This is a genomic window from Pseudomonas sp. NC02 (assembly GCF_002874965.1).
Taxonomy (GTDB): domain Bacteria; phylum Pseudomonadota; class Gammaproteobacteria; order Pseudomonadales; family Pseudomonadaceae; genus Aquipseudomonas.
Genome location: NZ_CP025624.1, coordinates 4,018,636 through 4,042,259, shown reverse-complemented (window position 1 = coordinate 4,042,259; position 23,624 = coordinate 4,018,636). Strand labels below are relative to the sequence as shown.

General features: G+C 62.3%; 26 protein-coding genes. 16 read left to right on the top strand and 10 right to left on the bottom strand.

All coding sequences use genetic code 11. The features are described from left to right. Positions 1-2: 2 nt before the first annotated feature. The 3 genes from C0058_RS18975 to C0058_RS18965 form a co-directional block, all read right to left on the bottom strand. On the bottom strand, positions 3-380 hold the full coding sequence (locus tag C0058_RS18975) for a type II toxin-antitoxin system VapC family toxin (protein WP_003208092.1): 378 nt from the start codon (positions 378-380) through the stop codon (positions 3-5). Then, entirely contained in the window at positions 377-748 is a 372-nt protein-coding gene (locus tag C0058_RS33090) for a type II toxin-antitoxin system Phd/YefM family antitoxin (RefSeq protein WP_256579492.1), read from the bottom strand. Before C0058_RS33090 ends, C0058_RS18975 begins: the two co-directional genes overlap by 4 nt. Positions 749-886: 138 nt before the next feature. Beyond that, on the bottom strand, positions 887-1,819 hold the full coding sequence (locus C0058_RS18965) for a LysR family transcriptional regulator (protein WP_023658922.1): 933 nt from the start codon (positions 1,817-1,819) through the stop codon (positions 887-889). Between the two features lie 118 nt (positions 1,820-1,937). On the opposite strand from C0058_RS18965, the gene C0058_RS18960 reads away from it, so the two are divergent. The 3 genes from C0058_RS18960 (at position 1,938) to C0058_RS18950 (ending at position 3,146) form a co-directional block, all read left to right on the top strand. After that, positions 1,938-2,423, top strand: a complete 486-nt coding sequence (locus tag C0058_RS18960; RefSeq protein WP_008437061.1) for a DMT family transporter — start codon at positions 1,938-1,940, stop codon at positions 2,421-2,423. A gap of 4 nt (positions 2,424-2,427) precedes the next feature. Further along, positions 2,428-2,883 carry a DMT family transporter gene (locus C0058_RS18955; RefSeq protein ID WP_003208100.1) on the top strand — a complete coding sequence of 152 codons (456 nt, stop codon included), beginning with the start codon at positions 2,428-2,430 and terminating at the stop codon, positions 2,881-2,883. 92 nt (positions 2,884-2,975) lie between these two features. Beyond that, positions 2,976-3,146 (top strand): metallothionein, encoded by a 171-nt coding sequence (locus C0058_RS18950; RefSeq protein ID WP_008437063.1) that lies wholly within the window; start codon positions 2,976-2,978, stop codon positions 3,144-3,146. Between the two features lie 117 nt (positions 3,147-3,263). Here C0058_RS18950 and C0058_RS18945 read toward each other — a convergent pair whose 3' ends face one another. Then, positions 3,264-3,506, bottom strand: coding sequence for a DUF6555 family protein (locus C0058_RS18945; protein WP_003208104.1), 243 nt, complete (start codon positions 3,504-3,506; stop codon positions 3,264-3,266). 116 nt (positions 3,507-3,622) lie between these two features. Here C0058_RS18945 and C0058_RS18940 point away from each other — a divergent pair, with 116 nt between their 5' ends. From C0058_RS18940 to C0058_RS18930, 3 genes are all read left to right on the top strand, one after another. After that, positions 3,623-4,387 (top strand): helix-turn-helix domain-containing protein, encoded by a 765-nt coding sequence (locus tag C0058_RS18940; protein ID WP_102369315.1) that lies wholly within the window; start codon positions 3,623-3,625, stop codon positions 4,385-4,387. Between the two features lie 89 nt (positions 4,388-4,476). After that, positions 4,477-4,650, top strand: coding sequence for a DUF1427 family protein (locus C0058_RS18935; protein WP_003208108.1), 174 nt, complete (start codon positions 4,477-4,479; stop codon positions 4,648-4,650). Between the two features lie 30 nt (positions 4,651-4,680). Then, positions 4,681-5,640: a zinc-binding alcohol dehydrogenase family protein gene (locus C0058_RS18930; RefSeq protein ID WP_102369314.1), complete on the top strand. Its 960-nt coding sequence runs from the start codon at positions 4,681-4,683 to the stop codon at positions 5,638-5,640. A gap of 142 nt (positions 5,641-5,782) precedes the next feature. Here C0058_RS18930 and C0058_RS18925 read toward each other — a convergent pair whose 3' ends face one another. Then, positions 5,783-6,820 carry a purine nucleoside permease gene (locus C0058_RS18925; RefSeq protein WP_102369313.1) on the bottom strand — a complete coding sequence of 346 codons (1,038 nt, stop codon included), beginning with the start codon at positions 6,818-6,820 and terminating at the stop codon, positions 5,783-5,785. Between the two features lie 20 nt (positions 6,821-6,840). Next, a complete protein-coding gene (locus C0058_RS18920; protein WP_032899590.1) occupies positions 6,841-7,797 on the bottom strand; it encodes a nucleoside-specific channel-forming protein Tsx in 957 nt (318 codons plus the stop codon). A gap of 223 nt (positions 7,798-8,020) precedes the next feature. On the opposite strand from C0058_RS18920, the gene C0058_RS18915 reads away from it, so the two are divergent. Then, entirely contained in the window at positions 8,021-8,830 is an 810-nt protein-coding gene (locus C0058_RS18915) for an aminoglycoside phosphotransferase family protein (RefSeq protein ID WP_008437070.1), read from the top strand. Here C0058_RS18915 and C0058_RS18910 read toward each other — a convergent pair. Beyond that, positions 8,800-9,747, bottom strand: a complete 948-nt coding sequence (locus C0058_RS18910; protein WP_102369312.1) for an AraC family transcriptional regulator — start codon at positions 9,745-9,747, stop codon at positions 8,800-8,802. The genes C0058_RS18915 and C0058_RS18910 overlap by 31 nt on opposite strands. Positions 9,748-10,013: 266 nt before the next feature. On the opposite strand from C0058_RS18910, the gene C0058_RS18905 reads away from it, so the two are divergent. After that, complete coding sequence (locus tag C0058_RS18905) at positions 10,014-11,273, top strand: sugar ABC transporter substrate-binding protein (protein WP_371857026.1); 1,260 nt, start codon at positions 10,014-10,016, stop codon at positions 11,271-11,273. A 22-nt stretch (positions 11,274-11,295) separates the two neighbouring features. Further along, the gene (locus tag C0058_RS18900) at positions 11,296-12,069 is read left to right on the top strand and encodes an L-iditol 2-dehydrogenase (RefSeq protein WP_003208119.1); all 774 of its coding nucleotides are present in this window, start codon (positions 11,296-11,298) and stop codon (positions 12,067-12,069) included. 162 nt (positions 12,070-12,231) lie between these two features. On the opposite strand, the gene C0058_RS18895 is transcribed toward C0058_RS18900, so the two are convergent. Further along, positions 12,232-12,939: an NUDIX hydrolase gene (locus C0058_RS18895; protein WP_008437074.1), complete on the bottom strand. Its 708-nt coding sequence runs from the start codon at positions 12,937-12,939 to the stop codon at positions 12,232-12,234. Positions 12,940-13,149: 210 nt separating this feature from the next. On the opposite strand from C0058_RS18895, the gene C0058_RS18890 reads away from it, so the two are divergent. Genes C0058_RS18890 through nadE form a run of 3 tightly spaced genes read left to right on the top strand, consistent with a single transcriptional unit; the run spans position 13,150 to position 15,788 of the window. Further along, complete coding sequence (locus C0058_RS18890; RefSeq protein ID WP_371857025.1) at positions 13,150-13,734, top strand: isochorismatase family protein; 585 nt, start codon at positions 13,150-13,152, stop codon at positions 13,732-13,734. 10 nt (positions 13,735-13,744) lie between these two features. Next, positions 13,745-14,971 (top strand): nicotinate phosphoribosyltransferase, encoded by a 1,227-nt coding sequence (gene pncB / locus C0058_RS18885; protein ID WP_003208126.1) that lies wholly within the window; start codon positions 13,745-13,747, stop codon positions 14,969-14,971. Between the two features lies 1 nt (position 14,972). Beyond that, on the top strand, positions 14,973-15,788 hold the full coding sequence (gene nadE / locus C0058_RS18880; RefSeq protein WP_087694155.1) for an ammonia-dependent NAD(+) synthetase: 816 nt from the start codon (positions 14,973-14,975) through the stop codon (positions 15,786-15,788). Here nadE and C0058_RS18875 read toward each other — a convergent pair. Continuing rightward, a complete protein-coding gene (locus C0058_RS18875; RefSeq protein ID WP_102369310.1) occupies positions 15,768-17,198 on the bottom strand; it encodes a serine hydrolase in 1,431 nt (476 codons plus the stop codon). The genes nadE and C0058_RS18875 overlap by 21 nt on opposite strands. A 25-nt stretch (positions 17,199-17,223) precedes the next feature. After that, entirely contained in the window at positions 17,224-18,138 is a 915-nt protein-coding gene (locus tag C0058_RS18870) for a LysR substrate-binding domain-containing protein (RefSeq protein WP_003208132.1), read from the bottom strand. A 389-nt stretch (positions 18,139-18,527) separates the two neighbouring features. Here C0058_RS18870 and C0058_RS18865 point away from each other — a divergent pair, with 389 nt between their 5' ends. From C0058_RS18865 to C0058_RS18850, 4 genes are read left to right on the top strand one after another with little or no spacing between them, the layout of a single operon-like run. Further along, positions 18,528-20,087, top strand: a complete 1,560-nt coding sequence (locus tag C0058_RS18865) for an ABC transporter substrate-binding protein (RefSeq protein WP_008437103.1) — start codon at positions 18,528-18,530, stop codon at positions 20,085-20,087. Between the two features lie 2 nt (positions 20,088-20,089). Then, positions 20,090-21,031 carry an ABC transporter permease gene (locus C0058_RS18860; protein ID WP_003208135.1) on the top strand — a complete coding sequence of 314 codons (942 nt, stop codon included), beginning with the start codon at positions 20,090-20,092 and terminating at the stop codon, positions 21,029-21,031. Next, positions 21,028-21,906 carry an ABC transporter permease gene (locus C0058_RS18855; RefSeq protein ID WP_168197512.1) on the top strand — a complete coding sequence of 293 codons (879 nt, stop codon included), beginning with the start codon at positions 21,028-21,030 and terminating at the stop codon, positions 21,904-21,906. The genes C0058_RS18860 and C0058_RS18855 overlap by 4 nt, the downstream gene beginning before the upstream one ends. Next, positions 21,903-23,546: an ABC transporter ATP-binding protein gene (locus tag C0058_RS18850; RefSeq protein ID WP_102369308.1), complete on the top strand. Its 1,644-nt coding sequence runs from the start codon at positions 21,903-21,905 to the stop codon at positions 23,544-23,546. The genes C0058_RS18855 and C0058_RS18850 overlap by 4 nt, the downstream gene beginning before the upstream one ends. Positions 23,547-23,624 lie beyond the last annotated feature (78 nt).

The window sequence follows — 23,624 nt, the reverse complement described above, 5'->3', positions numbered from 1 at the left end:
AATTAAGTCAAAACGGCCAATGATGTGTATTTCGCCACCATCGGGTCGGCTGTCACTAACTTCATCGGCTCAATGATAGCCGTTGCAATGATGAGCCGATCAAACGGGTCCCTGTGATGGTGTTCAAGGTCCTTGACCGCGATGGCGTGCTCCGAGGTGATGGGCAGTTCCACGTAGCCGCTTTCCAGGCAGTATTCGCGAATTTCGTCCAGGTTTACGTTGAGCTTCCCGAGCCCGACCTTTATCGCCAGCTCCCAGAATGTGGCGGCACTGACGTAAATTTCAGCCGCGTTCTCGATCAGCTTTCTGGCCTTCGCTGGCAGTTTTGGATCATCGCTCAGGGCCCAAAGCAGGATGTGGGTATCCAGCAGTATTCTCATGGGTGGTTTCCCTCAAACGCATCCAGCATGACGTCTGGCAATGGCGCATCGAAGTCATCCGGCACCACCAGTTTGCCCTTCATCGCGCCGATTCGCCGGCCTGTCGGTTTCCCGACAGGAACAAGGCGAGCCATCGCCCGCCCATGCTTGGCTATGGTGATGATTTGGCCGGCGGCGGCATCATCGACCAGTTTTGATAAATTATTTTTTGCTTCACCCAACGGTACGGTAATCATTTGGTCTTCTCGAGGTTTTGGCCAAATATAGCCAAAATTTCGTAAGCAGGCAAAGATCAACCGACTGCTGGCGGAGGGTGATTTTTGCGGGGACGATTGCAGGTTTCCGAACGGGTAATGACTGGCATCCATGACGTCTCTCCTGAAGGAATTCCTCGAAGTCTGCCCGAGTGCAAGCGGTTTTTGACCCGTGTTGTGGAAAATCAGATCGGACTTACTTGGAGGGGGATTTTTCCCGACAGTGCGGGCCGAATAGTTTCCCACAGTTGCTCAACGGTCCCAGTAAGGCACTGCCCCAAAACACTCGACGAAGTAATCAATCACGGTCCGCACCTTCAACGACAGCCGCCGGCTACCCGGCCACAGCGCAGCAATCTGTTGCGGCTCCAGGGTCGTCGCCACTTCATAGTCGCTGAGCACCGCCTGCAGCGTGCCGGCGCGCAGGCCTTCACCGATCAACCATGACGGGAACACCACCAGCCCCAGGCCTTGTTCGGCAGCGTGGGTCAGGGTGTCGGCGTGGTTGCCGGTGATCGGGCCCTTGACGCTGTAGGACGTCCAGTCGCCCTGGTCGCGGCGGAAGAACCAGCGCTGCTGGCCGGTGACGCCCTTGTAGGCCAGGCACTGGTGGTTCACCAGTTCGTCCGGATGCCGGGGCGTACCGAAACGCTCCAGATAGCCGGGGCTGGCAGCGAGACGAAAGCGCTGGGGGGCGAAGATTCGCGCCTGCATGCCGGAATCGTTCAGCACACCGATGCGAAACAGCAGGTCTGTGCCGTCTTGCAACGGGTCGACGTAGGTGTCGGTTTGCTGGATATCCAGTTGCAGCTTCGGGTAACGCCGACACAGCTCCCCAAGCCACGGCGAGAGGTGGCGTTGGCCAAACACCATCGGCGCATTGATGCGCACCAGGCCGCTGGGTTCGCTTTCCTGTTCCTGCAACGCCTGGCCGGCGGCTTCCAGTTGCTCCAGCATCAATCGCGCATGCCGGCCCAGCAGGCGACCGGCTTCGGTAGGGCTGACCGCACGGGTATGGCGGTACAGCAACTGTTGGCCCAGGGCCTGCTCCATCAACTGCACCTGCCGGGAAATGGAGGAGGGCGCCAGGCCTTCGCGGCGTGCGACTTCGGAGAAGCTGCCGTAGTCCAATACCGCGACAAACAGGCGAAGCGCCTTGAAGCTCAGTTCGTTCAAACCCTGCATCATCACTCCATGCTGTGCGTATTGCGCAAAGGTGTTGTCGGCATGCTCCCATTTATCGCACAGCAGTGCCACCGGATAATACGCGCCATTGTTCCTCTCTCTAACGCGCAGGTGATGTATGCAGGCTTCTTCAGTGGCGGGTGTGGCTCAGGCCAAGCCCAAGACGTTTCTTCGGTTGTTGCTATTGCCGCTGGTGATCTTCGCCGGCATGGGCTTGTCGGTGGAGGCCGGCTTGCTGGGCCCGCTGGGTGTGCAGGTCGGCCACTTGTGGGCGACCTTGAGCATCTTCGGCGTCGGCTCGGCGATCCTGTTCCTGCTGTTGCTGTTCAGCGGCCCGCAAAAGGGCCCGGCGTTGACCGACCTGCCGCGCTGGCAATTGATCGGTGGCTTCCTGGGGCCGATGTACGTGGTGGTGTTGACCCTGGCTACGCCACATATCGGCATCGCGATGACCATGATTGCGATCTTGTCGGGCCAGGTAGGCAAGAGCGTGCTGATCGACCACTTCGGCTGGTTTGGCACTGCCCGCAAGCGGGTCAACGTGGAGCGCTGGATTGCATTGGCGTTGATCGTGGTAGCACTTGTTTTGATTGCGCGAGGTTAAGGCGATGAACCTGATTCTGTTGTTGGTATTGGTAGTGGCCGCCGGTGCGGTATTGAGTGTGCAGGCCGCCATCAATGGCCGCCTCGGGCAGGCGGTGGGCGTATTGCGCAGCAGCCTGCTGACCTTTGTCGTGGGCGCGATCAGTACCGGATTGCTGATTCTGTTCTTTGAGCCCGCCCACGCGGTCAGCCTGCTGGACGTGCCGAAGTGGCAACTGACCGGGGCGTTGTTCGGGGTGGTGTACATGATGGTGATGGTCGGCGCGGTCCCGATTGTCGGTACGGCAGTGGCGACGGTGGCGGTGATTGTCGGGCAGTTGGGCATGGGCATGCTGATCGATAACTTCGGCTGGCTCGGCAACCCGGCGATCGAACTGTCCGGCAGCCGCATCGTGGCGATGCTGTGCCTCGCGCTGGCCCTGGTGTTCATGTACCGCAGCAACGCTCGTCGGGCTGACTGACGGGCCTATGAACCTTGAATCGTTGCCTATAGTCATTGCTTGAGGTGTCGGCGTTCGCCGCATCTGGACGACCACGAAAAAGGAGTCTGACCATGCAAGAGAAAACATGTGCCTGCCCCCACTGCAACTGCCAGTTGGGGAAAAACGCGGTGATGAAGGATGGCAAGGGCTATTGCTGCCAAGGCTGCGCCGAGCATCATGCCCATGGCGAGCCTTGTGCTTCGGCGACCGGGTGCGAGTGTGCCAAGTCGGCGCACGGCTAACGCTGGCTGCCTCCTGTAGGAGCGAGCTTGCTCGCGAAACACCCGAGAGCGACGCGGAGCACCAGGTGCCCCGCGTCATCGTTAACGACCTTCGCGAGCAAGCTCGCTCCTACAGTTTCACGCGCTGGGGCGCGCATCCGAGCGGCGCCATTGCACGTTTTCGATGCCGAATTTCTCGGCCTGGGGCTGGCTCGTCTTCTTCACCTGCTCACGGGCAAAGCGCCCGATGCGGCCTACGCCGGCGTCGCAGCTCGCCCAATGCCAGGCTTCGGCGTTGTCGAGTTTTTCCAGGCGGATGATGAATGACTTGGGCTGGCCATGCAGCGTGTAGTCGATCACGAAAAGTTTTGCGTTAGTCATGGATCCGTAAACCCTCCTTGTGTCTTTAAGTGACCCTGCGCAGGTGGTAAAAATTCACTCGGATCATCCGGTTCACGTCTTATCATGGCGCTCCATACTTGAACGATGTGTCTTCCATGGCCCTTGCCGCGCCTCCCGACCTCAGTGATCACGCCGTCCCCGTGCAACCCTTGGCGCGCACCTACCCGCGTGGGTTGTATGTCGAGCCCCATCAACACGATTGGGGCCAGTTGCTGTATGCCATGAGCGGCGTGATGTGGGTCGAGACACCCCGGGAAGCGCTGGTGGTGCCGCCCCAGCGCGCGGTGTGGCTGCCGCCGGGTGTCGAGCATGGGATTCGCGTGGTGTCGGACTTGCAGATGCGCAACATTTACCTGCGCCCGGCGCTGGCAGCGACCCTGGACAGCCAGGTGCAAGTGATCGAGGTCGGCGGGCTGCTGCGCGAACTGATCGTGGCGCTGGTGGAGCAGGGCGACAAGGGGGACCAGGCCTACTACGAGGCCGTGGTCGGCCTGGCCCTGCTGGAACTGCAACGGGCCCGGCGCTCGCCGATCCGCATTGCCTTGCCCGTGGGCGCCGACCGACGCCTGACCAGCGCCTGCCAGGCGGTGATGGCGTCACCGTCCCTGGACATTCCCTTTGAACAGCACGCCGAAGCCGCCGGCGCCAGCGTACGCACCCTGGCCCGGCTGTTCCAGAACAGCCTGGGCATGGGCTTTGCCGAGTGGCGCCGCCAGGTGCAGTTGGCCACCGCCGTGGCCGAGTTGATCCAGGGCCAGTCGGTCAGCGCGATCGCCCGTTCCCTGGGTTATTCGCCGAGCAGTTTCAGCGACATGTTTCGCCGTGAACTGGGGATGGCGCCGTCGCAGTATCCCGTCTGAGGCTTGGCCGAAATCCTGAAGTACTTGGCCGATGCTTCGGTTTCAGCCCCCCTACACTGACCGCATCAACCCTTGCTGCGGAGTGTTCCATGAATTACCTGATTTCCTTGGCCATCGGCCTGTTGGTCGGCGTGATTTACGGTGCCCTGGACTTTCGCTCGCCTGCGCCTCCTGCCATCGCCCTGATCGGGCTGATGGGCATGCTGATGGGCGAGAAGCTCTGGCCCATGGGCCGGCAAATGGTCAGCGCCTGGTTCTCCTGAAACCCTTTTTAACCTCGATGGATATTGGTCATGAAAGCACTGCAATTTTCCGCCACCGGCGATCTCGCTGCCCTTGCTTACGTTGATGTCGCCACGCCGGTGCCGGCGGCCGGTGAAGTCCTGGTGCAGATCAAGGCTGCCGGGCTGAACCCCAGCGACGTGAAGAACGTGCTCGGGCGTTTCCCCTACACCACGTTGCCACGCATTCCCGGCCGTGATTTTGCCGGGGTGGTGGTGGAAGGCCCACAGGAACTGGTCGGCCAGGAAGTCTGGGGCACCGGTCGCGACCTGGGTTTTTTCGCTGACGGTTCCCACGCCCAGTACCTCACCGTGTCGGCCAAGGGCGTGGCGCACAAGCCCAGCCATCTGAGCTTTGCCCAGGCCGCCAGTCTCGGCGTACCGTACACCACGGCGTGGGATGCCCTTGAGCGCAGCGGTGTCGGCAAAGGCACTCGCTTATTGGTGATTGGTGCCAATGGGGCTGTAGGCAGCGCGGCGTTGGCCCTGGCGAAGATTCGTGGGGCCCAGGTGCTCGGGGCCGTGCGTCGGCCGGAACAGGTCGAGGCCTTGCGCGAGCAGGGTTTCGAGGGGCTGTTACTGGGCCAGCCGGAAGCGCTGGGAGGGCAGGTCAATGCGCTGTTCGGTACGGGCGCCGATGTGATCTTTGACACCACCGGCTTCTGGTTGCCGGCAGCGGTGGCGGCGCTGGCGCCTTTTGGCCGTATCGCGATCATCGCCGCGCCGGTGGACGGGCACGTGCAACTGCCGGCCCTGGCGTTGTATCGCAAGGGTGGTTCGGTGGTGGGGATCAATTCGCTGCTCTACAACTGCGAGCAATGCGCCGTGATGCTGGAGCAGTTCGGGCGGTTCTTCGATGAGGACTTGTTGCCGCTGCCGACCGGTTTGCGGGAAGTGTCGCTGGCCGACGGTGTGAAGTGCTTTGAGCAAGTGAACCAGGGCAGTGCCGACAAGATTATCTTCCTGCCCTGACCCGCTTATTGTGGGCGCGGGCTTGTGTGGGAACGGGCTTGTGTGGGAGCGGGCTTGCTCGCGAATACGGTGTGTCAGCCAATACATTCGGCACTGATCCACCGCTTTCGCGAGTAAGCCCGCTCCCACATTTGATCTTTGTTCAGGCTTCGGGAACGCCTTTTTCCCACGCCGACCAGTTCTTCAGAATTGCCTGCACCAGCGGATTACCGGTGCGATACAGGTTCTCCAGCGCCGGCACAAATCCGCCCTGGTCCGCATACTTCAGCAGGTTGTCCACTTCGCTGTAGCCCGGGTACGGCCGATCAAAGTCGGAACCGGCCCGCACCACCGCCAGGCGATTGATATCCACCAACCCTTCACGGCTGGCCCGCAGCAACGCTTCATAGGTGGAGTTGTCTTCCTGCTGGGTGGTGCAGTACACGCCTTTATTGTCCGTCAGCAATTTGGTCCAGACCTCGGCGCGCTCACTCAGGCGCGTCCCGGAGAACCAGGTATTGCCCGCCAGGGTGTCGCACTGGGTGACCTGCGGCGGCTGATTGGCCGGCGCGTACGGATAGTGTTTGCGCCAGGCCGTGGACTCCTTGCTTTCACTGAGCTCGACTTTTTGCGACAGCGCAAACGCCTTGGCTTGCAGCTTGGGATTGAGCTCGAACACTTCGGTCTTGTAGTCCAGCGGCGGCTTCTCGTTCGGCCCCTTGGTATTGATGCCGATATAGCCGGTCGGCCAGTCCTTCGGCGCGTCCCGTGAATCCAGTTCCCATTGGGTTCCGAATTCCACCAGGTAATGGGCCCACGCGGCGGTGCCGATGGTGCCATGGTGCGGGTTGATCCCGGCGATCCCGGCGATCAGGAAGTAGCTCTGGCGCAGGTCGAACTTGGGCGACAACGCCAGCGCCAGGGTCGAGGCGGCAGCGTTGGTCTGGCCCATGCCGGTGACCAGCAGGCACACGTCCTGGGTATTGCAGCGGATCACTGGATACTCGGCCGACAGGCCCGGCACGCGAACTTCCTGCTTGAGTTCCAGGCGGTCGATCCAGTTCTGCGCTTCGGGGGCGAACATGGTGATCAGCATCACCTTGGGCTTGATCGGGGCCGGGGCATCAGCCAGCACGACGTGCGGCAACAGCGCCCCGGCGGCCAGGCCGATGGCGATTGAAAGGCGGGTAAAGGTCTTCATCTACTGCTCCTTGTTCACACTCAGAATTGATAGCCCACACCGGCGTAGTAACCCCAGCCGTTGGAGCGGGCGCGGAAATTACCGTCGCCAAAGTTCAGCTCGCTGCCGTCTTCCCAGTTGCCGCCGTTGTGGAAGTAACGGCCTACCAGGGTGAAACGCAGGTGAGTGAACGAATACAACAGCACGTTTGTTGCAACCAGGGAGTTGGCGGTGCGCGCGGGGTTGTCTTTGTGCAGATCCGAGCCGAAATCGTAGTTGGTGAAGCCGATATAGGTCAGCGACGCACCATTGTCGAAGCTGCCGATGGGCACGATGTATTTCATCTGTGCACGGTAGCCGTCCCATGAGTATTCGTTGCTGGCGCCGTAGTTTTCCCACTGGTAACGGCCATAGAAGTTGGCCGACAGGTTGACCCGCGAGTGGGTCTCGATGTCGGTGCCCAGGCCGCTGTACAAGGTGTTGGCACGGTTGTCCTTGTTGCTGCCGTGGTCGTAGATCCAGTCAAACGCCACATACCATTCCTTGAACGGGCCGATGGCCAGGCTGCGACCGGCCAGGTAGTCGATGGAGATGCGCGGTTCGTGCTCCATGAACACCGGCGAGCCGTGGTCCCACGCGCCTTTGTCATTGCTGTTGCCGATCCCGAAGATCTTCGGGATATCGACGTAGCCATACAGTTCGAACGGGCCCTTGCGGCCGAAGTATTCGTACTCCAGGTACACGTCATCGGCGGGTTTGGGGCCGAAGCTGATGTCTTTGCTGCCGATCACCGTCAGGTCCTGGTTGAACCAGTCCGACAGGTACACGCCTTTTTTCGACGGGCTGGCTTCCGGGGCCAGGGCTTCGCCCTGTGCTGAGTCATCGGTGGGTTTTTCCTGCGCCAAAATGGGTCCGCTGAGTACTCCCGTAACGGCAGCCAGTAGCAGGGAAACAGCAAAAGGGGTAGCCGACGCGGATCGTCTGGAAGTGGGTTGCATTGAAAATCCCTGTTCGTACGCGGTTGGGGCCCGATTCTTCGGGTTGAGGTGAACCTGGTTGCCAAGTTCGTTCCGCAAACGTTTGCACAGGTTGTACCAATTTGTGTCAATTGCATGAAGGAATTGAGAAAAGTGGGAAATAGTCGGCCTTTTGGTCAGAAACGTAACGGACCGGGTAAAGGCGTGTGTGGCATCCTGCAGGACCTCGCACTGGGAGTCGCCGATGTTCGATCACTATTTGAAACGCTGGAACCTGACACCCGAGGGTGACGCCATCATCACCCCCGGCAGCGACCTGCTGCCGGTGCGCTGGGACGGGCAGCCGGCGATGCTCAAGATCGCCCGCGAGCCCGAGGAAAAGCTCGGCGGCGAGTTGATGACTTGGTGGGCCGGCAAGGGCGCCGCCCGCGTGTTTTTCCATGACGGCGATGCCGTGGTGATGGAGCGCGCAACCGGCCCGGGTTCGCTGATGCACATGGCCCTCAACGGCCAGGACGATGAAGCCAGCCGCATTGCCTGCGCCACCGTGGCGTTGTTGCATGCGCCGCGCCCGTCGCCACCGGCGGGCTTGCACTCATTGGAGCTCTGGTTCCGCTCCCTGTGGCTCGCCGCTGAGGGTAAAGGCGGGCGGATACGCGAGTGTGCCGCCACGGCGCGCAGCCTGCTGGCGTCACCTCAGGAACCGGTGGTGCTGCACGGTGATGTGCACCACGACAACATCCTCGATTTCGGCCCCCGGGGCTGGCTGGCGATTGATCCCAAGCGGGTGGCCGGCGAGCGTGGCTATGACTACGCGAATTTGATCTGCAATCCGGATTTGCCCACTTGCACCGATCCGGCGCGATTTACACGCCAGGTCGAGATCATCGCCGGGGCTGCGGGCCTGGAGCGCCAGCGCCTGTTGCAATGGGTGGTGGCGCACGCCGGTTTGTCGGCGGCGTGGTTTCTGGAGGATGACCAGCGACACCGCGCCGATGGGGAGCTGGAAGTGGCACGCCTGGCTCAATGCGCCTTGGTAAACGGCAGCGCCTGATCGCCATTGCGGTTAAACAGGTACATCGCGGTTTCCCGGCGATATTCGCTGGGCGTCTGGTTCATCTCGATGCGAAAGTGCCGGTTGAAGTTGGAGAGGTTGGCGTAGCCCACTTCAAAGCAGATATCGGCCACTGACATCTCGCTTTGCAGCAACAGGCGGCAGGCGCGCTGCACCCGGAACTTGCGCATCAGGTCGATAAAGCCGTGGCCGGTGACGCGCTTGAAAAAACGCGAGAAGCCCGGTTCGCTCATGTCCAGCCGTTGGGCGATCACCGACAGCCGCAGGTCGCCGGTCAATTCCGTCATCAGGTATTCGAAGGCCTTGTGGATACGCTCCGAGCTGCGGGCATCCAGGCTTGGCGTGTAGCAGGCACTGGCCAGGCAATGGGCTTCCCCGGAGGGCGCCTGCCCCAAGGTATGCAGTAACTGGATGAACAGAATCAGGCGCGCGAGCCCCTGAGCAGGGCCGATGGATTCCAGCAGTTGCGCGGCCTTCAGTGCCGTCTCGCCGGTGAATTCCAGGCCGCGCCGGGCCCGGTCAAACAGGCCTTGCAGGTCGCCCAGCTCGGGCAGCGTGGTGCGCAGGGCCAGCAGTGCGGCGCCGTCGAACTGCAACACCACATCGCGCCCCGTCAGGTACTCGCCGGGGGCCAGGTCGCCGATCCAGTCGTGGGGCAGGTCGGGGCCGATCAGTGCGACATGGCCGGCGCCAAACGCACCGATATAGTCGCCCGCCACGAGCTTGCCGCTGCCGTGGCGGATCAGGTGGATTTCGAATTCGGGGTGATGGTTCCAGCGGGCCAGCTCGAACGGATAGTCATGTTCGTACCAGCGAAAGCCATGCTCGGGCTCGGCCAGAATCACTTCCAGCTCGGCGGGGCGCTGCTCGAAAAGGGCGGATCGGCTTGCAGGCACGGGCTTGGCCCTTCTGGGCTTTTTGGAATGGCACCAAAATACGCCCTTTGTCCAAGTAGCCGCTACCCCGGTTTTTGCCCGCCACTGATACTTTTTTGATCTTGGCGATGCGGTTAAAAAAAGTATCAGCCGGGCATCCGCCAGTCGTTTGTCCGGCCTTGGGCAAGCTGCTGTAATCGGGCCGTCAACAACAAAAACAATAAGTGGAAACCGCCATGTTCAAGCTTCCGAAAGCGCTGTTCCTGCTCTCCGGCCTCACGCTCGCGATGGCCACCCATGCTGCCGAAACCGTGACCATCGCCACGGTCAACAACAGCGACATGATCCGCATGCAGCGCCTGTCCAAGGTGTTCGAAGAGCAGCACCCCGAGGTGAAACTAAACTGGGTGGTGCTCGAAGAAAACGTCCTGCGCCAACGCCTCACCACCGACATCGCGACCCAGGGCGGCCAATTCGATGTGCTGACCATCGGCACCTACGAAACCCCGTTGTGGGGCGCCAAGCACTGGCTGGAACCGATCACGCCGCTGCCCGCCGACTACGACGTGGAAGACATCTTCCCCGCGGTACGCCAGGGCCTGTCGGTGAACAACACCCTCTACGCGTTGCCGTTCTATGGCGAAAGCACCGTCACTTATTACCGCACCGACCTGTTCAAGCAGGCCGGCCTGGCGATGCCCGAGCATCCGACCTGGACCCAGCTGGGCGAGTTCGCCGCCAAGCTCAACCAGCCCGCCAAGGACCAATACGGCATGTGCCTGCGGGGCAAGGCCGGCTGGGGTGAAAACATCGCGTTGCTGAGCACCATGGCCAACGCCTTTGGTGCGCGCTGGTTCGACGAACAATGGAAACCCGAGCTGACCAGTCCCGAGTGGACGGCGGCGGCGAACTTCTACGTCAACACCCTGAAAAACTATGGCCCGCCGGGCGTCTCCAGCAACGGTTTCAACGAAACCCTGGCGCTGTTCAACAGCGGCAAATGCGCGATCTGGGTCGACGCCAGCGTTGCCGGCTCGTTCACCACCGACAAAACCCAAAGCAAAGTCGCCGACAGCGTGGGTTTTGCCGCCGCACCCACCGAGGTCACCGACAAGGGTTCGTCGTGGCTGTACGCCTGGTCCCTGGCGATCCCGGCCACCTCCAAGCACAAGGACGCCGCCAGAGCCTTTATCACCTGGGCCACCTCCAAGGAATACATCCAGCTGGTAGCGGATAAGGACGGCATCACCAACGTACCGCCGGGCACGCGCCAGTCCACCTACAACGCGGCGTACCTGGCCGCAGCGCCGTTCGCCAAGGTGACCTTGCAGATGATGCAACACGCCGACCCCGCGCACCCGTCGGCCAAACCCGTGCCGTACGTGGGCATCCAATACGTGACGATCCCCGAGTTCCAGGCCATCGGCACCTCGGTGGGCAAGCTGTTTTCGGCAGCGCTCACCGGCGGCATGACGGTCGACAAGGCACTGGCCGAGGCGCAGTCCACCACCGAGCGTGAAATGAAACGCGCCGGCTACCCGAAATAATCACCTCAGGGACACTGCATTGATGAAACGACTGGAAGGTAAAAGTGCGCTGGTCACCGGCAGCGCGCGGGGCATTGGCCGGGCGTTTGCCCAGGCCTACATCAACGAAGGCGCGACCGTCGCCATCGCCGACATCAACCTGGAGCGGGCGCGGGCCACCGCCACGGAGCTGGGCCCGAAAGCCTACGCGGTGGCGATGGATGTCACCGACCAGGCGTCCATCGATGCCGCGATTGCCGCCGTGGTGGCGCAGGCCGGCAAGCTCGACATCCTGATCAACAACGCCGCCTTGTTCGACCTGGCGCCCATCACCGACATCACCCGCGAGAGCTTCGACCGGTTGTTCTCGATCAACGTCGCCGGTACGTTGTTCACCTTGCAGGCGGCGGCCCGGCAGATGATCAAGCAGGGGCATGGCGGCAAGATCATCAACATGGCCAGCCAGGCCGGGCGCCGGGGTGAGCCTCTGGTGGCGGTGTACTGCGCGACCAAGGCGGCGGTGATCAGCCTCACGCAATCGGCGGGGCTGAATCTGATCAAGCAGGGCATCAACGTGAACGCCATCGCGCCGGGAGTGGTGGACGGCGAGCATTGGGACGGGGTGGACGCGATGTTTGCCAAGCACGAAGGGCTGCCGCTGGGCGAGAAGAAAAAGCGCGTAGGAGCAGAGGTACCGTTTGGGCGGATGGGGACTGCCGAGGATTTGACCGGAATGGCGGTTTTCCTCGCGTCCAAAGAGGCCGACTACGTGGTTGCCCAGACCTACAACGTCGACGGCGGCAACTGGATGAATTGAGCGGGACGCAGCTCCTCGAACCATCGCAGATCAAAACTGTGGGAGCGGGCTTGCTCGCGAAAGCGTTGTATCAGTCAATCTAGCCGGCGACTGACACTCCGCATTCGCGAGCAAGCCCGCTCCCACAGTTGATCTTCATTGCCCCGGGAAGGGGGCTTGGTCTTATTCGGCAAAGCTGCGATCAAAGAAGTACACCGCCCCAGGCTTCAGATTCTCCACTGTCGCCTGCGGCCGTCCGCCCTCGCCATGCTTCTTGCGCCCCGTCTCCCGCAAAAAACCGGCCTCGGTCAACTTCAGCAACCGCTGGCGAATACTGGTCTTCAGCACCGGCCGCGCCAATACCAGCGAAAAGATCGTAGTCGCCTCCGGCGCACTGAACTCATTGCCCAAAAACATCAATGGCAAGCTGCTGTACAGCGACTTGGAAAACAGCCTTTCCTGTACCGCTGCCACAATCGCGTTGTGATCGAAGGGCAGCTTGACCCCGCCAGTCGCCACTGCATCAACAGAGCACCACTTTTGGTGCCCCCCCAGCTCCACCTCATCAGCCACGATCGCCAGGTAATAGGTCGACGACGACCAGCAGCGCGGATCGCGAAACGCATCGCCCACCGTCCCCACTTGCTCATACCAGGCCAGCGGCAACCCAACCTTGTCACTGGCCCGCAACCGCTCCACGGCATCCTGCAGGCTCAGATCTTGCACGCCGCCATTCACCACTACACCGGGCAAGGCCCAGTGCCCGGCGAAGGGCTCGGCGTCGCGCTGGTTGAGCAATATCTTCAGTTCCCCGGATGCACGGCAATAGAACAGCACGCACAAGTCCACGGTGTGCAGGTAGGCGCTAAGGGTTGGGGCGTGGTCTGGCATGTCGGGTCCTGTGGGCAGCGGTGGGGCACAGTCTAACGGATCAAACGGGTATGTCGTGTACTTGATCCAGGATAGATAACAAAATGTTTCTTGCCATGAAAGTACATGACGTGTACTTTTATATCCAGGCCACAGGAGAACACGACCATGACCGTCTCTAAGAACGCTATCGCCTCATTCGACGTTGACGCCCAGTAGAGCTTCACACCGCTGTGCCCCAACGAATTGCCGGTCGCTGGTGGTGACCAGATCGGCGCCGAGCTCAATTACATGGCCAGCCTCGCCGCGCGCCGTGTCGGCAGCAAGGACGCCCATACCCCGCACGCGCCCTGGGTGGTGCAACAGCACAGCGAGATGCTGCAACCCACCGGGCTGGTACATGCCGATGTCACCTGGGTCGCCCACTGTGTGCCCGGCACTGAAGGCTTCACCCTGTTGGACGAATTGCCCACGCCCTATGACTACGACTACTTCATCTGGAAGGGCGTCGAACCCGACCTGCATCCCTACGGCGCCTGCTATCACGACCTCCACGACAAACTCTCCACCGGCGTCATCGAATACCTCAATGCCCAAGGCATCCAGCGTGTGATTGTCGGTGGCCTGGCCCTGGACTACTGCGTCAAGACCACCGCCTTGCAACTGCTCAAGGCCGGTTTCGAGGTGATCCTGCACCTGCCGGCATGCCGTGGCATCAGCGAGGAGGGCGGTGTGCAGGCGGTCAGCCATCTGCAACAAGCGGGCATTGTAATTACCCGCAATCGGGAAGAACTGGCCGCGATGGCCGCGCGTTAAGGAGTACCTCATGGAAAGTGCATACGACTACGAAAACGCTGTGATCCAGGGCCTGCTGGACACCGACTACTACACCTTCACCATGATGCAGGCCGTGTTGCACCAGCACCCGAATGTCGATGTGGAATACCAGTTCATCGTCCGCTCCAGAGAGAAACTGGGGCACCTGATTCCCGAGCTGCGGGTGGAGCTGGAAAAACTCGCCGGCCTCAGCATGCGCGAAGGCGAGCTGCGCTTTCTGTTCAACCAGCGCCGTGAGTACTTGACCCCGGATTTCGAGCGCTTCCTGGGGCTGTTCCGCTTCAACCTGCGGTATATCCACGTCAGTGAAATCGACGGCCAACTGAACGTCCGCGTGGTCGGCCCGATGCTGCACTGCATCATGTTCGAACAGCCGGTATTGGCCCTGGTCAGCGAGCTGCGCAACCGCGACAAATACCCCGACGTCAGCCTCGAAGACGTCACCCGCAAGCTCTACCAGAAATTCGACTGGCTGGAGAAAAACCTCACCCGCGACGAACTGGCCGACCTGCGTGTCTCGGACTTCTCCACCCGCCGGCGGTTGTCGTTCAAGGCCCAGCGTGAAGTGGTCGACATCATGCGCCGCGACTTTCCCGGCCAGTTCATCGGCACCAGCAATGCGCACCTGGCCTACGAATTCGACCTGCCGCTGATCGGCACCATGGCCCACCAGTGGCTGATGGTGCACCAGCAACTGGGGCGGCTGCGGGAAAGCCAGAATGCGGCGCTGGAAAACTGGGTGCGCGAATACCGTGGGCGCTTGGGTATCGCCCTGACCGACTGCATCAGCACCGACTTTTTCCTCAAGGATTTCGACCTGTACTTTGCCAAGCTGTACGACGGTTTGCGCCAGGACTCCGGTGACCCGATCGTCTGGGCCGACAAGGTGTTGGCTCGCTACAAGGAGCTGGGCATCGACCCGATGACCAAGGACCTGATGTTCTCCGATGGCCTGAATTTCGAGAAATGCCTGCCGATCCTGCGGCACGTGCGGGGCAAGGCCAAGTTCGGCTTTGGCATGGGCACCAGCCTGGCCTGTGATGTCGACGGAGTAGAGCCGCTGAGCATCGTGATGAAACTGGTGCGGGTGCACGGCGAGCCGGTGGTGAAATTCTCCGATGACCCGATCAAGAACGTCTGCGAAGACGCCTCGTTCCTGCAGTATGCGGCGCAGGTGTTTAACGTCGGCAACGTCAATCCGCAACTGGGGGTGTGACATGGACACTCAGGCACGTATCGCACAAGAACTGAAGATCAACCGGCTGCTCGGCAAGGGGGGCGAGGGCGCTGAGCTGCAACGGCGCATCGACTTCATCAAGGGCACCTTGCGCCAGTCCGGCTGCCATGCGCTGGTGCTGGGCATCAGCGGCGGTGTCGACTCACTGACCGCCGGGCGCCTGTGCCAACTGGCAGTGGAACAACTGCGCAACGAAGGCTACGAGGCGCGGTTTATTGCCATGCGCCTGCCCTATAAAACCCAGGCGGACGAGCGCGACGCCCAGGCTTCCCTGGACTTTATCGCACCGGACCGTATCGAGACGCTGAACATCGCCGCCTGCGTCGACGGGCTGATGGGCAGCCTGTCTGCCGCGCAAGCCAGCGCTGAACGCATCGACTTTATCAAGGGCAACGTCAAGGCCCGGGCGCGGATGATGGCGCAGTACGCCGTGGCGAACCTGCACAACGGCCTGGTGGTGGGCACCGACCATGGCGCGGAGGCGCTGATGGGGTTTTTCACCAAGTTCGGTGACGGCGCCTGCGACCTGGCGCCGCTCTCAGGGCTGACCAAGACCCAGGTGCGCCTGCTGGCCAGCGCCCTTGGCGGGCCACGGCAGTTGGTGGCCAAGGCACCGACTGCCGACCTGGAAGAACTGGCACCGGGCAAGCCGGATGAGTTGGCGTATGGCTGCAGCTATGACGAGATCGACCGCTACCTGATGGGCGAGGCAGTGAGTGAGCGGGTGAGGGCGATTGTCGAGAGCGCCTACCTCAAGACCGCCCACAAGCGAGCATTACCGGCTGTTCCCGACTAAGACTTCCTGCTCCTTCCCGGCACTGTTGACGTTGACCGTACGCGCCACGCTCACGCGGTCACCGTCAAACCCGCACACCACCCGATCGCGAAACGCGGTTTGCGGGTAGATCCAGGTCATCTCCAGCGTCCTGGTATCCAGCCAGCGCGCGCCGGCAACGATCTGCGCATCCTTGAATTCATAACCGTGGTGCAACGCCCGGCCCGGCATGTTGGTGGTGCCGGCGATCCAGTGATCAATCCCCACCTCTAGGGCATGAGTCGCCTTGCTGTCGGTCAGTTGGAAGCGCAGTACATTGCCTTCGACGGCGAACGCCAATTGCTGCACATCCAGCCCGTTGGGCTCTACCTGATACACGCCCGTGAAATCTCTCGGCCCTGCACACGCTGAAAGCAACTCAGGCCGCTGTGCCATGCTCGCCAGACGTTGCTGCAACCGTGCATCCGCTTCGGCTTTGACCGTGCAATCATCGCCAAACGCCGCCGGAAAATGCCGCTCGACAAACGGAATCAGCTCCGCCGAATTCTTCATCCCGCCGATCACCACCAGCGTTGCACCGTACTCGCGGAACACCATCGCCATCTGCACAAACACCCCGACAGCGCTGAAGGCGTGTGCCGGTTTCATCATCCAGTGATAACCGTAGCGGCTGTCCGGCCCGCCTTGTGGTCGGGTGGCCGCTGCAACCCAGGCCGCCGGTAGAACCTGCTTGCCATCCCACACGCCGCCTTGTGCATGCAGCACACCCAGCTTGAGCATGGCCGAGGTCGGCGCCTTCAAGCCATTGCCGCCGGGATTCACGCCATCGGGGCCGATGTCCCAGCTTTCATTATGGATCTCCAGCGGTACAAACAGCCGGGGCTTGAGGTACGCGTGCAAGGTTTGCCCGGTGACCTTGTTGATCAGCGCCGAGAGCATGTAGCTGGCCGCACTCGTATAGACGTAGGTGGTGCCCGGTGCATAGGCCAGCGGGATCTTGAAGAACTCGGCAATCCAGCTGGTCTCGATCCCCCGCCACACTGACCCCGAGGTATTGGTGGCGTGGCCGGTGCGCATGGTCAGCAGGTGTTCTACGGTCATGTCCGCCAGGCGCGGGTCGGCATCCACCGGCACACACTCCGCAAAGAACGCCACCAGCCGGTCATCCAGTTTCAGCAAGCCTTCATCCACGGCCAGGCCAATGGCGCAGGCGGTGAAGCTCTTGGCCACCGAGTGCAATACCCGCGGCTCGTTGGGGTCCACCGGCCAGCTCCAGCCTTCGGCGACCACGTGGCCGTGGCGGTGCAGCATCAGGCCTTGCAGGTCGAGGCCGGCCGCTTTCACTTCATCGAGAAAGGCAATCAGGTGCTCGGGATCAACGCCGACGCTGCTGGCGCTGGCGCGGGACAAACCATCGTAGGACATGGGCATAAACAGGCTCGTAGGGGGAGGGAAATCAACGGCTGCGGTGCACCAGCCGCGAATAGGAAATCAGCATGCTGGTCAGTTCCTGGCTGACGCTGGTGAGCGGCGACGAACGGCGGCTGATCAGGCATACATCGCGGGTCGCCAGCGGTTCTTCGATGGCGATGGTGGTCAGGGCGCTGGAGAACAGCTTCATCCCCGGCAGCATGCGCGGTTCGATGGTCAGGTAATCGGTTTCCGATACGATGTGCAGGGTTTCCAGCAACGAATCAGTGGTGATCGCAATCTTTGGTGGCGCCAGGCCCTGGGTACGGAACAGCTCGATCAAGCGGTTCTCCGCGCCGCCCACTACGCCGGCCGGGCGTACGCTGATCCACTGGCAGTCGGTGAGGGCTTGCACGGATTTTGCGTGGGCCTGCGGGTGGCCCTTGCGCGCAATGATGCCGGCGTTTGAGCTGTAGAGGCGGTCGATGGCCAGGTCGATATCGGCCACGTTGGGCGCCAGCGGGCACAAGACGAAATCCAGGCGGCCATCGCGGACTTTTTCCACCAGGCCCTTGGTGGTGCCGCTGGCCACGTGCACCTGCATGCGCGGGAAGCGCTGGGTGAAGTTGCTTAGTACCGGCAGCAGCAATTCGGCCAAGGGTTCGGAGGTGACGCCCAGGGCGATATGGCCTTCGGGCTCGCCTTTCCAGGGTTGCAGGTCGAGCAGGGCGCGTTCGCAGTCGAGAGTGATGGAACGGGCACGGGCCAGGAACACCTCGCCGGCCGGGGTCAGGTTGATGCCTTGGTTGGAGCGTTGCAGCAGCACCACCCCGAGTTCCTTTTCGAGGGTCTGGATTGACTGGGTCAATGTGCTTTGGGCCACATCCAACTGGCGTGCGGCCGAGCGGAAGCTGCCTTTTTCAACCACGGAGCAGAACGCGCGAAGATGGGTGAGGGTCATGACGGTGGGCTCGCTCAGTGCTGCATTTAAACCATTGAATGCCAGCCAGCTTATCTGATGACTATAGGTGAGCACAGATCGGTCTGGATGATCGCGATCATTATTTTTGATCAGGAAAACCCCATCTTTTCCAGCTCAAGGCCCTGATTTCTCGGTACGGTAAGGCCAGGGCAACCCACGGACGGTTGATGATCGGATAAACCGAGCCCGATCACTCGGAGCGTTCTTCTCAAGTTGATTGGGGGGCGAATAAGATCGGTCCAGGAACATTCGCAAACCGTAATCAGCGACTAAAACAACAACAACTATTCAGGTGTTCGGCCGTGCCTCTTTTTGGGTCCTGCCAGCGTCCGAACCCAAGCGTAAGGATCATTCAAGGTGCATTTATCATGAACAAGACTTTATTCCTGGCTGGCGCCTTGTCCGCCGCGCTGGTGGGCACTGCCCACGCCGAGAATCTATTGAAAGTCGCGTTGAACGCCGACATTCGCAGCACCGAGCCAGGCGTCAACCGTGACACCAATTCCGACGCCGTCATCTTGCACATTACCGAAGGACTGGTGGCCTTCCGTGAAGATGCCACCGTCGGCCCGCTGCTGGCCAAGGACGTGCAGGTGTCCGACGACGGCCTGCGCTACACCTTCCACCTGCGCAACGGGGTCAAGTTCCAGAACGGTGCGCCACTGACCTCCGCCGAAGTGCTGTGGACCTGGAAACACTACCTCGACCCGAAAACCCAATGGCGCTGCGCCCCTGAGTTCGACGGCCATGGCGGCGCGAAAATCGTCGACATGAGCGCCCCGGACCCACTCACCGTGGTGTTTACCCTGGACAAGCCCAACGGCCTGTTCCTCACCAGCACCGCGCTGCCGGAATGCGGTGGCAGCGGCATCCTGCACCCCGACTCGGTGGTCGATGGCCAGTGGAAAGCCCCCATCGGCACCGGCCCGTTCCGCCTGGGCGAGTGGAAGCCCGGCCAATACATCGACCTGCTGCGCAACGCCAACTACACCCCGCGGGACGAGAAAGAGCCGGATGGCTACACCGGCAATAAAAACACAACCCTCGACCGCGTGCGCCTGCTGGTGATCCCGGACCCGGCGGCGGCCAAGGCGGCCTTGCTGTCGAAGAACGTCGACCTGCTGATTGACGTCACGCCGCTGGACGCCACCGAACTGGCTGCCAACCCCGGCATCAAGGTCACCTCCAGCGGCACCATGTCGGTCAACGCGTTGCTGTTCCAGACCCGCGACCCCTTGCTCAAAGATGTGCGCCTGCGCCAGGCCATCGCCCATTCGCTGGACTCCGCACAAATCGTCGCCGCCCTGACCGGTGGCCGTTCCCAGGCCAACAATTCGATGGTCGCCAGTGGCAGCCACTACCACCAGGCAATCGAGAACCAGGGCTTCGATTTCGACCCGGCCAAGACCGCCCAACTGCTGCGGGAAGCCGGCTATAAAGGCCAGCCAATCAAACTGATCGTCAACAAGCGCTACGCCGCGATCTTTGACATGGGCGTGTTCGTGCAAGCCATGGCCAAGGCCAGCGGCATCAACCTGGAACTGGAAACCCTGGAGTGGGGCACCCAGCTGGAGCGCTACCAGACCGGCAACTACCAGATGATGGCGTTCCCGTATTCCGAACGCCTTGACCCGGCCCTGAGTTTCGACTCGATGACCGGCGACAAGGACAAGGAAGCGCGCAAGGTCTGGGACAACCCCCAGGCCCAGGAATGGCTGCGTGAAGCCCAGCGCGAAGGCGATATCAGCAAGCGCCAGGCGCTGTTCGACCAACTGCATCAGCAGATGCTCAAGGACGTGCCGATGATCCCGATGTACAACGGCAACGCCATCGCCGCCAGCCGTGATTACGTCAAAGGCCTGCGCACCTGGCCGGTGTCCAAGCCGCGCCTGTGGACCGTCAGCGTCCCTGCGACCGGGAGTAACTGAGGATGTTGCGTTTCATCTTTCAACGGCTGGCGATGTCGATCCCGACCTTGCTGCTGATCTCGCTGATGGTGTTCGCGATCATCCGCCTGGTGCCCGGTGATCCGGCGCTGCTGATGCTCGGCGACATGGCCGATGCCCACAGCCTGGAGGTCGCCCGTGCGTCCCTGGGCCTGGACCAGCCGCTGCCGCTGCAGTTTGTGATCTGGCTCAAGGCGGTGCTCAGCGGCGACCTCGGGCATTCCATCACCACCAATGAAGCGGTGTTGCCGCTGATCCTTGACCGCTTCCAGGTGAGTGCCGGGATCGTGCTGGTCTCGGTGTTGCTCGCGGCGTTGATTGCGGTACCGGCGGGCTTGCTCTCGGCGTGGAAACAGAACAGTTCCCTGGACTTTGGCGTGGTCTCCACCGCGACCCTGTTGCTGTCGATCCCGAGTTTCTGGCTGGGCCTGCTGTTGCTCTACGCGTTCGGCATCAAGCTCGGCTGGCTGCCGGTGGTGGGTTACGTGTCGTTCGGCCAATCGCCGTGGCAGGCCTTGAGTTTTATCGTGCTGCCGATTGTCACGCTGACGTTGGTGGAACTCGGCGCGATCACCCGCATGGCCCGGGCCAGTGCAATTGAAGTGCTGCGCCTGGAATACATCACCCATGCCCGTGCCAAGGGTTTGTCGGAGCGGGCGGTGTTGTGGCGCCATGCGCTGCGCAACTCGTTTGCACCGACCCTGACCCTGATCGGCCTGATCCTCGGCAACCTGCTCAGCGGCATCGCGGTGCTCGAAACCGTGTTCACCCTGCCAGGTATCGGCCGGCTGATGGTCGACGCCATCTACGCCCGGGACTACCCCGTGCTGCAAGGCTGCCTGCTGCTGGTGACCTTTGTTTATGTGCTGGTCAACCTGTTGGTGGACCTGCTGTACCCGCTCTTCGACCCCAGGGTTAAGTTATGAATAAGCCTCTACCTGTCGCACCCGAGGTGCTGTTGCCGGCACCGGCGCGTGCCCCCAGGGCCTGGCGTGTGCCGCCGCTGAACGCGCTGATCGGTGCGCTGCTGCTGGCCTTGTTGTTGATCATGGCCTTGCTGGGCCTGGTCTGGACGCCCCATGACCCGTTGGCCTTGAACCTGCTGGCGCGCTTGCAGGCGCCCACCGCCGCGCACTGGCTGGGCACTGACGAGTACGGTCGCGACGTGCTGAGCCGCCTGATGATCGGCGCGCACACCAGCCTGTGGGTGAGTGTGTTGACGGTGACGCTGGCGATCACCGCCGGCACGGTACTGGGCCTGCTGGCCGGGTTCCTGCGGGGCTGGGTCGACCGGGGCTTGATGATGGTCAACGATGCGTTGCTGGCGTTTCCCGGGATCCTGCTGGCCCTGGGCTTGATGGCGATCATCGGCCCGAGCCTGTACGGCATCGTGTTTGCCTTGAGCCTGGCCTACACACCGTCGGTGGTGCGGGTGGTGCGCGGCACGGTGTTGTCGTTGCGCGAGAAAGAGTTTGTCGAAGCCTCGCGGGTTATCGGTAACTCCGAGCTGTACACCATGCTGCGGCACATCGCGCCGAACTGCGTGGCGCCGGTGTGCGTGCTGGCCACCAGCATGTTCGGCTGGGCGATCCTGGCGGAAAGCTCCCTGAGCTTCCTCGGCCTGGGCGTCCCGCCGCCGGCCGCCACCTGGGGCAACATGCTCGCCGCCAGCCGGCCGTATATCGCCACGGCCAGCTGGCTGGGGCTGTTTCCCGGTGTCTGCATCGCCATGGCGTTGCTGGCGTTCAACCTGTGTGGCGATGCCTTGCGCGATCGTCTCGACCCGCGGATGAGTAAATGACCATGACTGACATCCTTCTGGCAGTCGACCAGCTGAAAATCCGCGTGGGGGCCAACGGCCCGCTGGCGGTCAACGACCTGAGCTTCACCATCGCCCCCGGCGAAATCGTGGCGCTGGTGGGCGAGTCCGGCAGCGGCAAGACCATGGCCGCCCGCGCCGCCATCGGCCTGTTGCCACCGCCGCTTGCACAATGCAGCGGCCAGGTGCGTTTCCAGGGCCATGACCTGGGCAGCCTTGCGCCTGAGCAACTGCGCCAGTTGCGTGGGGCGAAGATCGGCATGGTGTTCCAGGAACCCATGGTGTCCCTCAACCCGTCCATGAGCATCGGCGAGCAAATGGCCGAGGGCCTGCGCCTGCACACCAGGCTGAGCGATGCGCAGATCCGCGAGCGCAGCCTGGAGATGCTCGGGCATATCGGCATCAAGGACGCCGAGCGTTGCCTGGCGGCGTTTCCCCACGAGTTCTCCGGCGGCATGCGCCAGCGCATCATGCTCGCCTCGGTGATGCTGCTGCGCCCGGCCTTGCTGATTGCCGACGAGCCCACCACGGCCCTGGATTGCCTGGCGCAACTGGACGTGTTGAAACTGATGCTCGACCTTACCCGCGAGCAGGGCACGGCGATCCTGTTTATCAGCCACGACCTGTCGCTGGTGGCGCGCTACGCCGACAAAGTGGTGGTGATGCGCGAAGGCCGCGCGGTGGAGCAGGGCACCATCGAGCAGATCCTGCTGGCGCCCAAGGCCGAGTACACCCGGCAACTGCTCGAGGCCCTGCCGCGGCGCGGCACCCTGGCAGCCCTGCCCAAGGCGGACCGGCCGTTGCTGACGGTCAAGGACGTGTGCATCGAGCACCCGGGGCCGCGCAGCCTGTGGGGCCGCAGTCAGTTCAAGCGGGTGGTGCATGCGGCCAACCTGTCCATCGCCCCGGGGGAAACCCTGGCGCTGGTGGGCGGCAGCGGCTCGGGCAAGACCACCCTCGGCCGGGCGATTGTCGGCCTGAACAGCCCGTGTTCCGGTGCCATCGAGTTTGAGGGCGTGGACATTCTCAAGGCTGGCAACCGTGACCATCGCCTGCAATGCCAGATGATTTTCCAGGACCCGTATTCGTCCCTCGACCCGCGCATGAAGATTGGCGACATCCTCGCCGAACCCCTGCGCCATGTGCCCGGCATGACGCCCGCGCAGCGTCGTGAGCGGGTGGCGAAAACCCTGGTGGACATCGGCCTGGCGGAACAGTTTGTCGACCGCTTCCCGCACCAGTTGTCCGGTGGCCAGCGTCAACGCGTGGCCATTGGCCGGGCGCTGGTGCGGCACCCGCGACTGGTGATTGCCGATGAGCCGATCTCGGCGTTGGACATGACCATCCAGAAGCAGATCCTCGAGCTGTTCGAACGCCTGCAGGCGCAGTACGGCTTTGCCTGCCTGTTCATCTCCCACGACCTGGCAGCGGTGGAACGCATCGCCCACCGGGTGGCGGTGATGAGCGAGGGCAGGGTGGTGGAAATGGGTGCCCGCGACGAGATCTTCGACCGCCCGCAGCACCCCTACACCCGCAAGCTGCTGGCCGCCGCCAGCCCCTTGGAGAAACTTGAAAACGGTGGCTACCGCATCCGCCAGGGCCCCGTACCGCTAGCGCTGTAACCCAGGACTGACGTCACCCGCCGCGCAAATCGCCGATTTGCGCGAACGGCGAAGCCATGCCCGAAGAACAATAAAAAC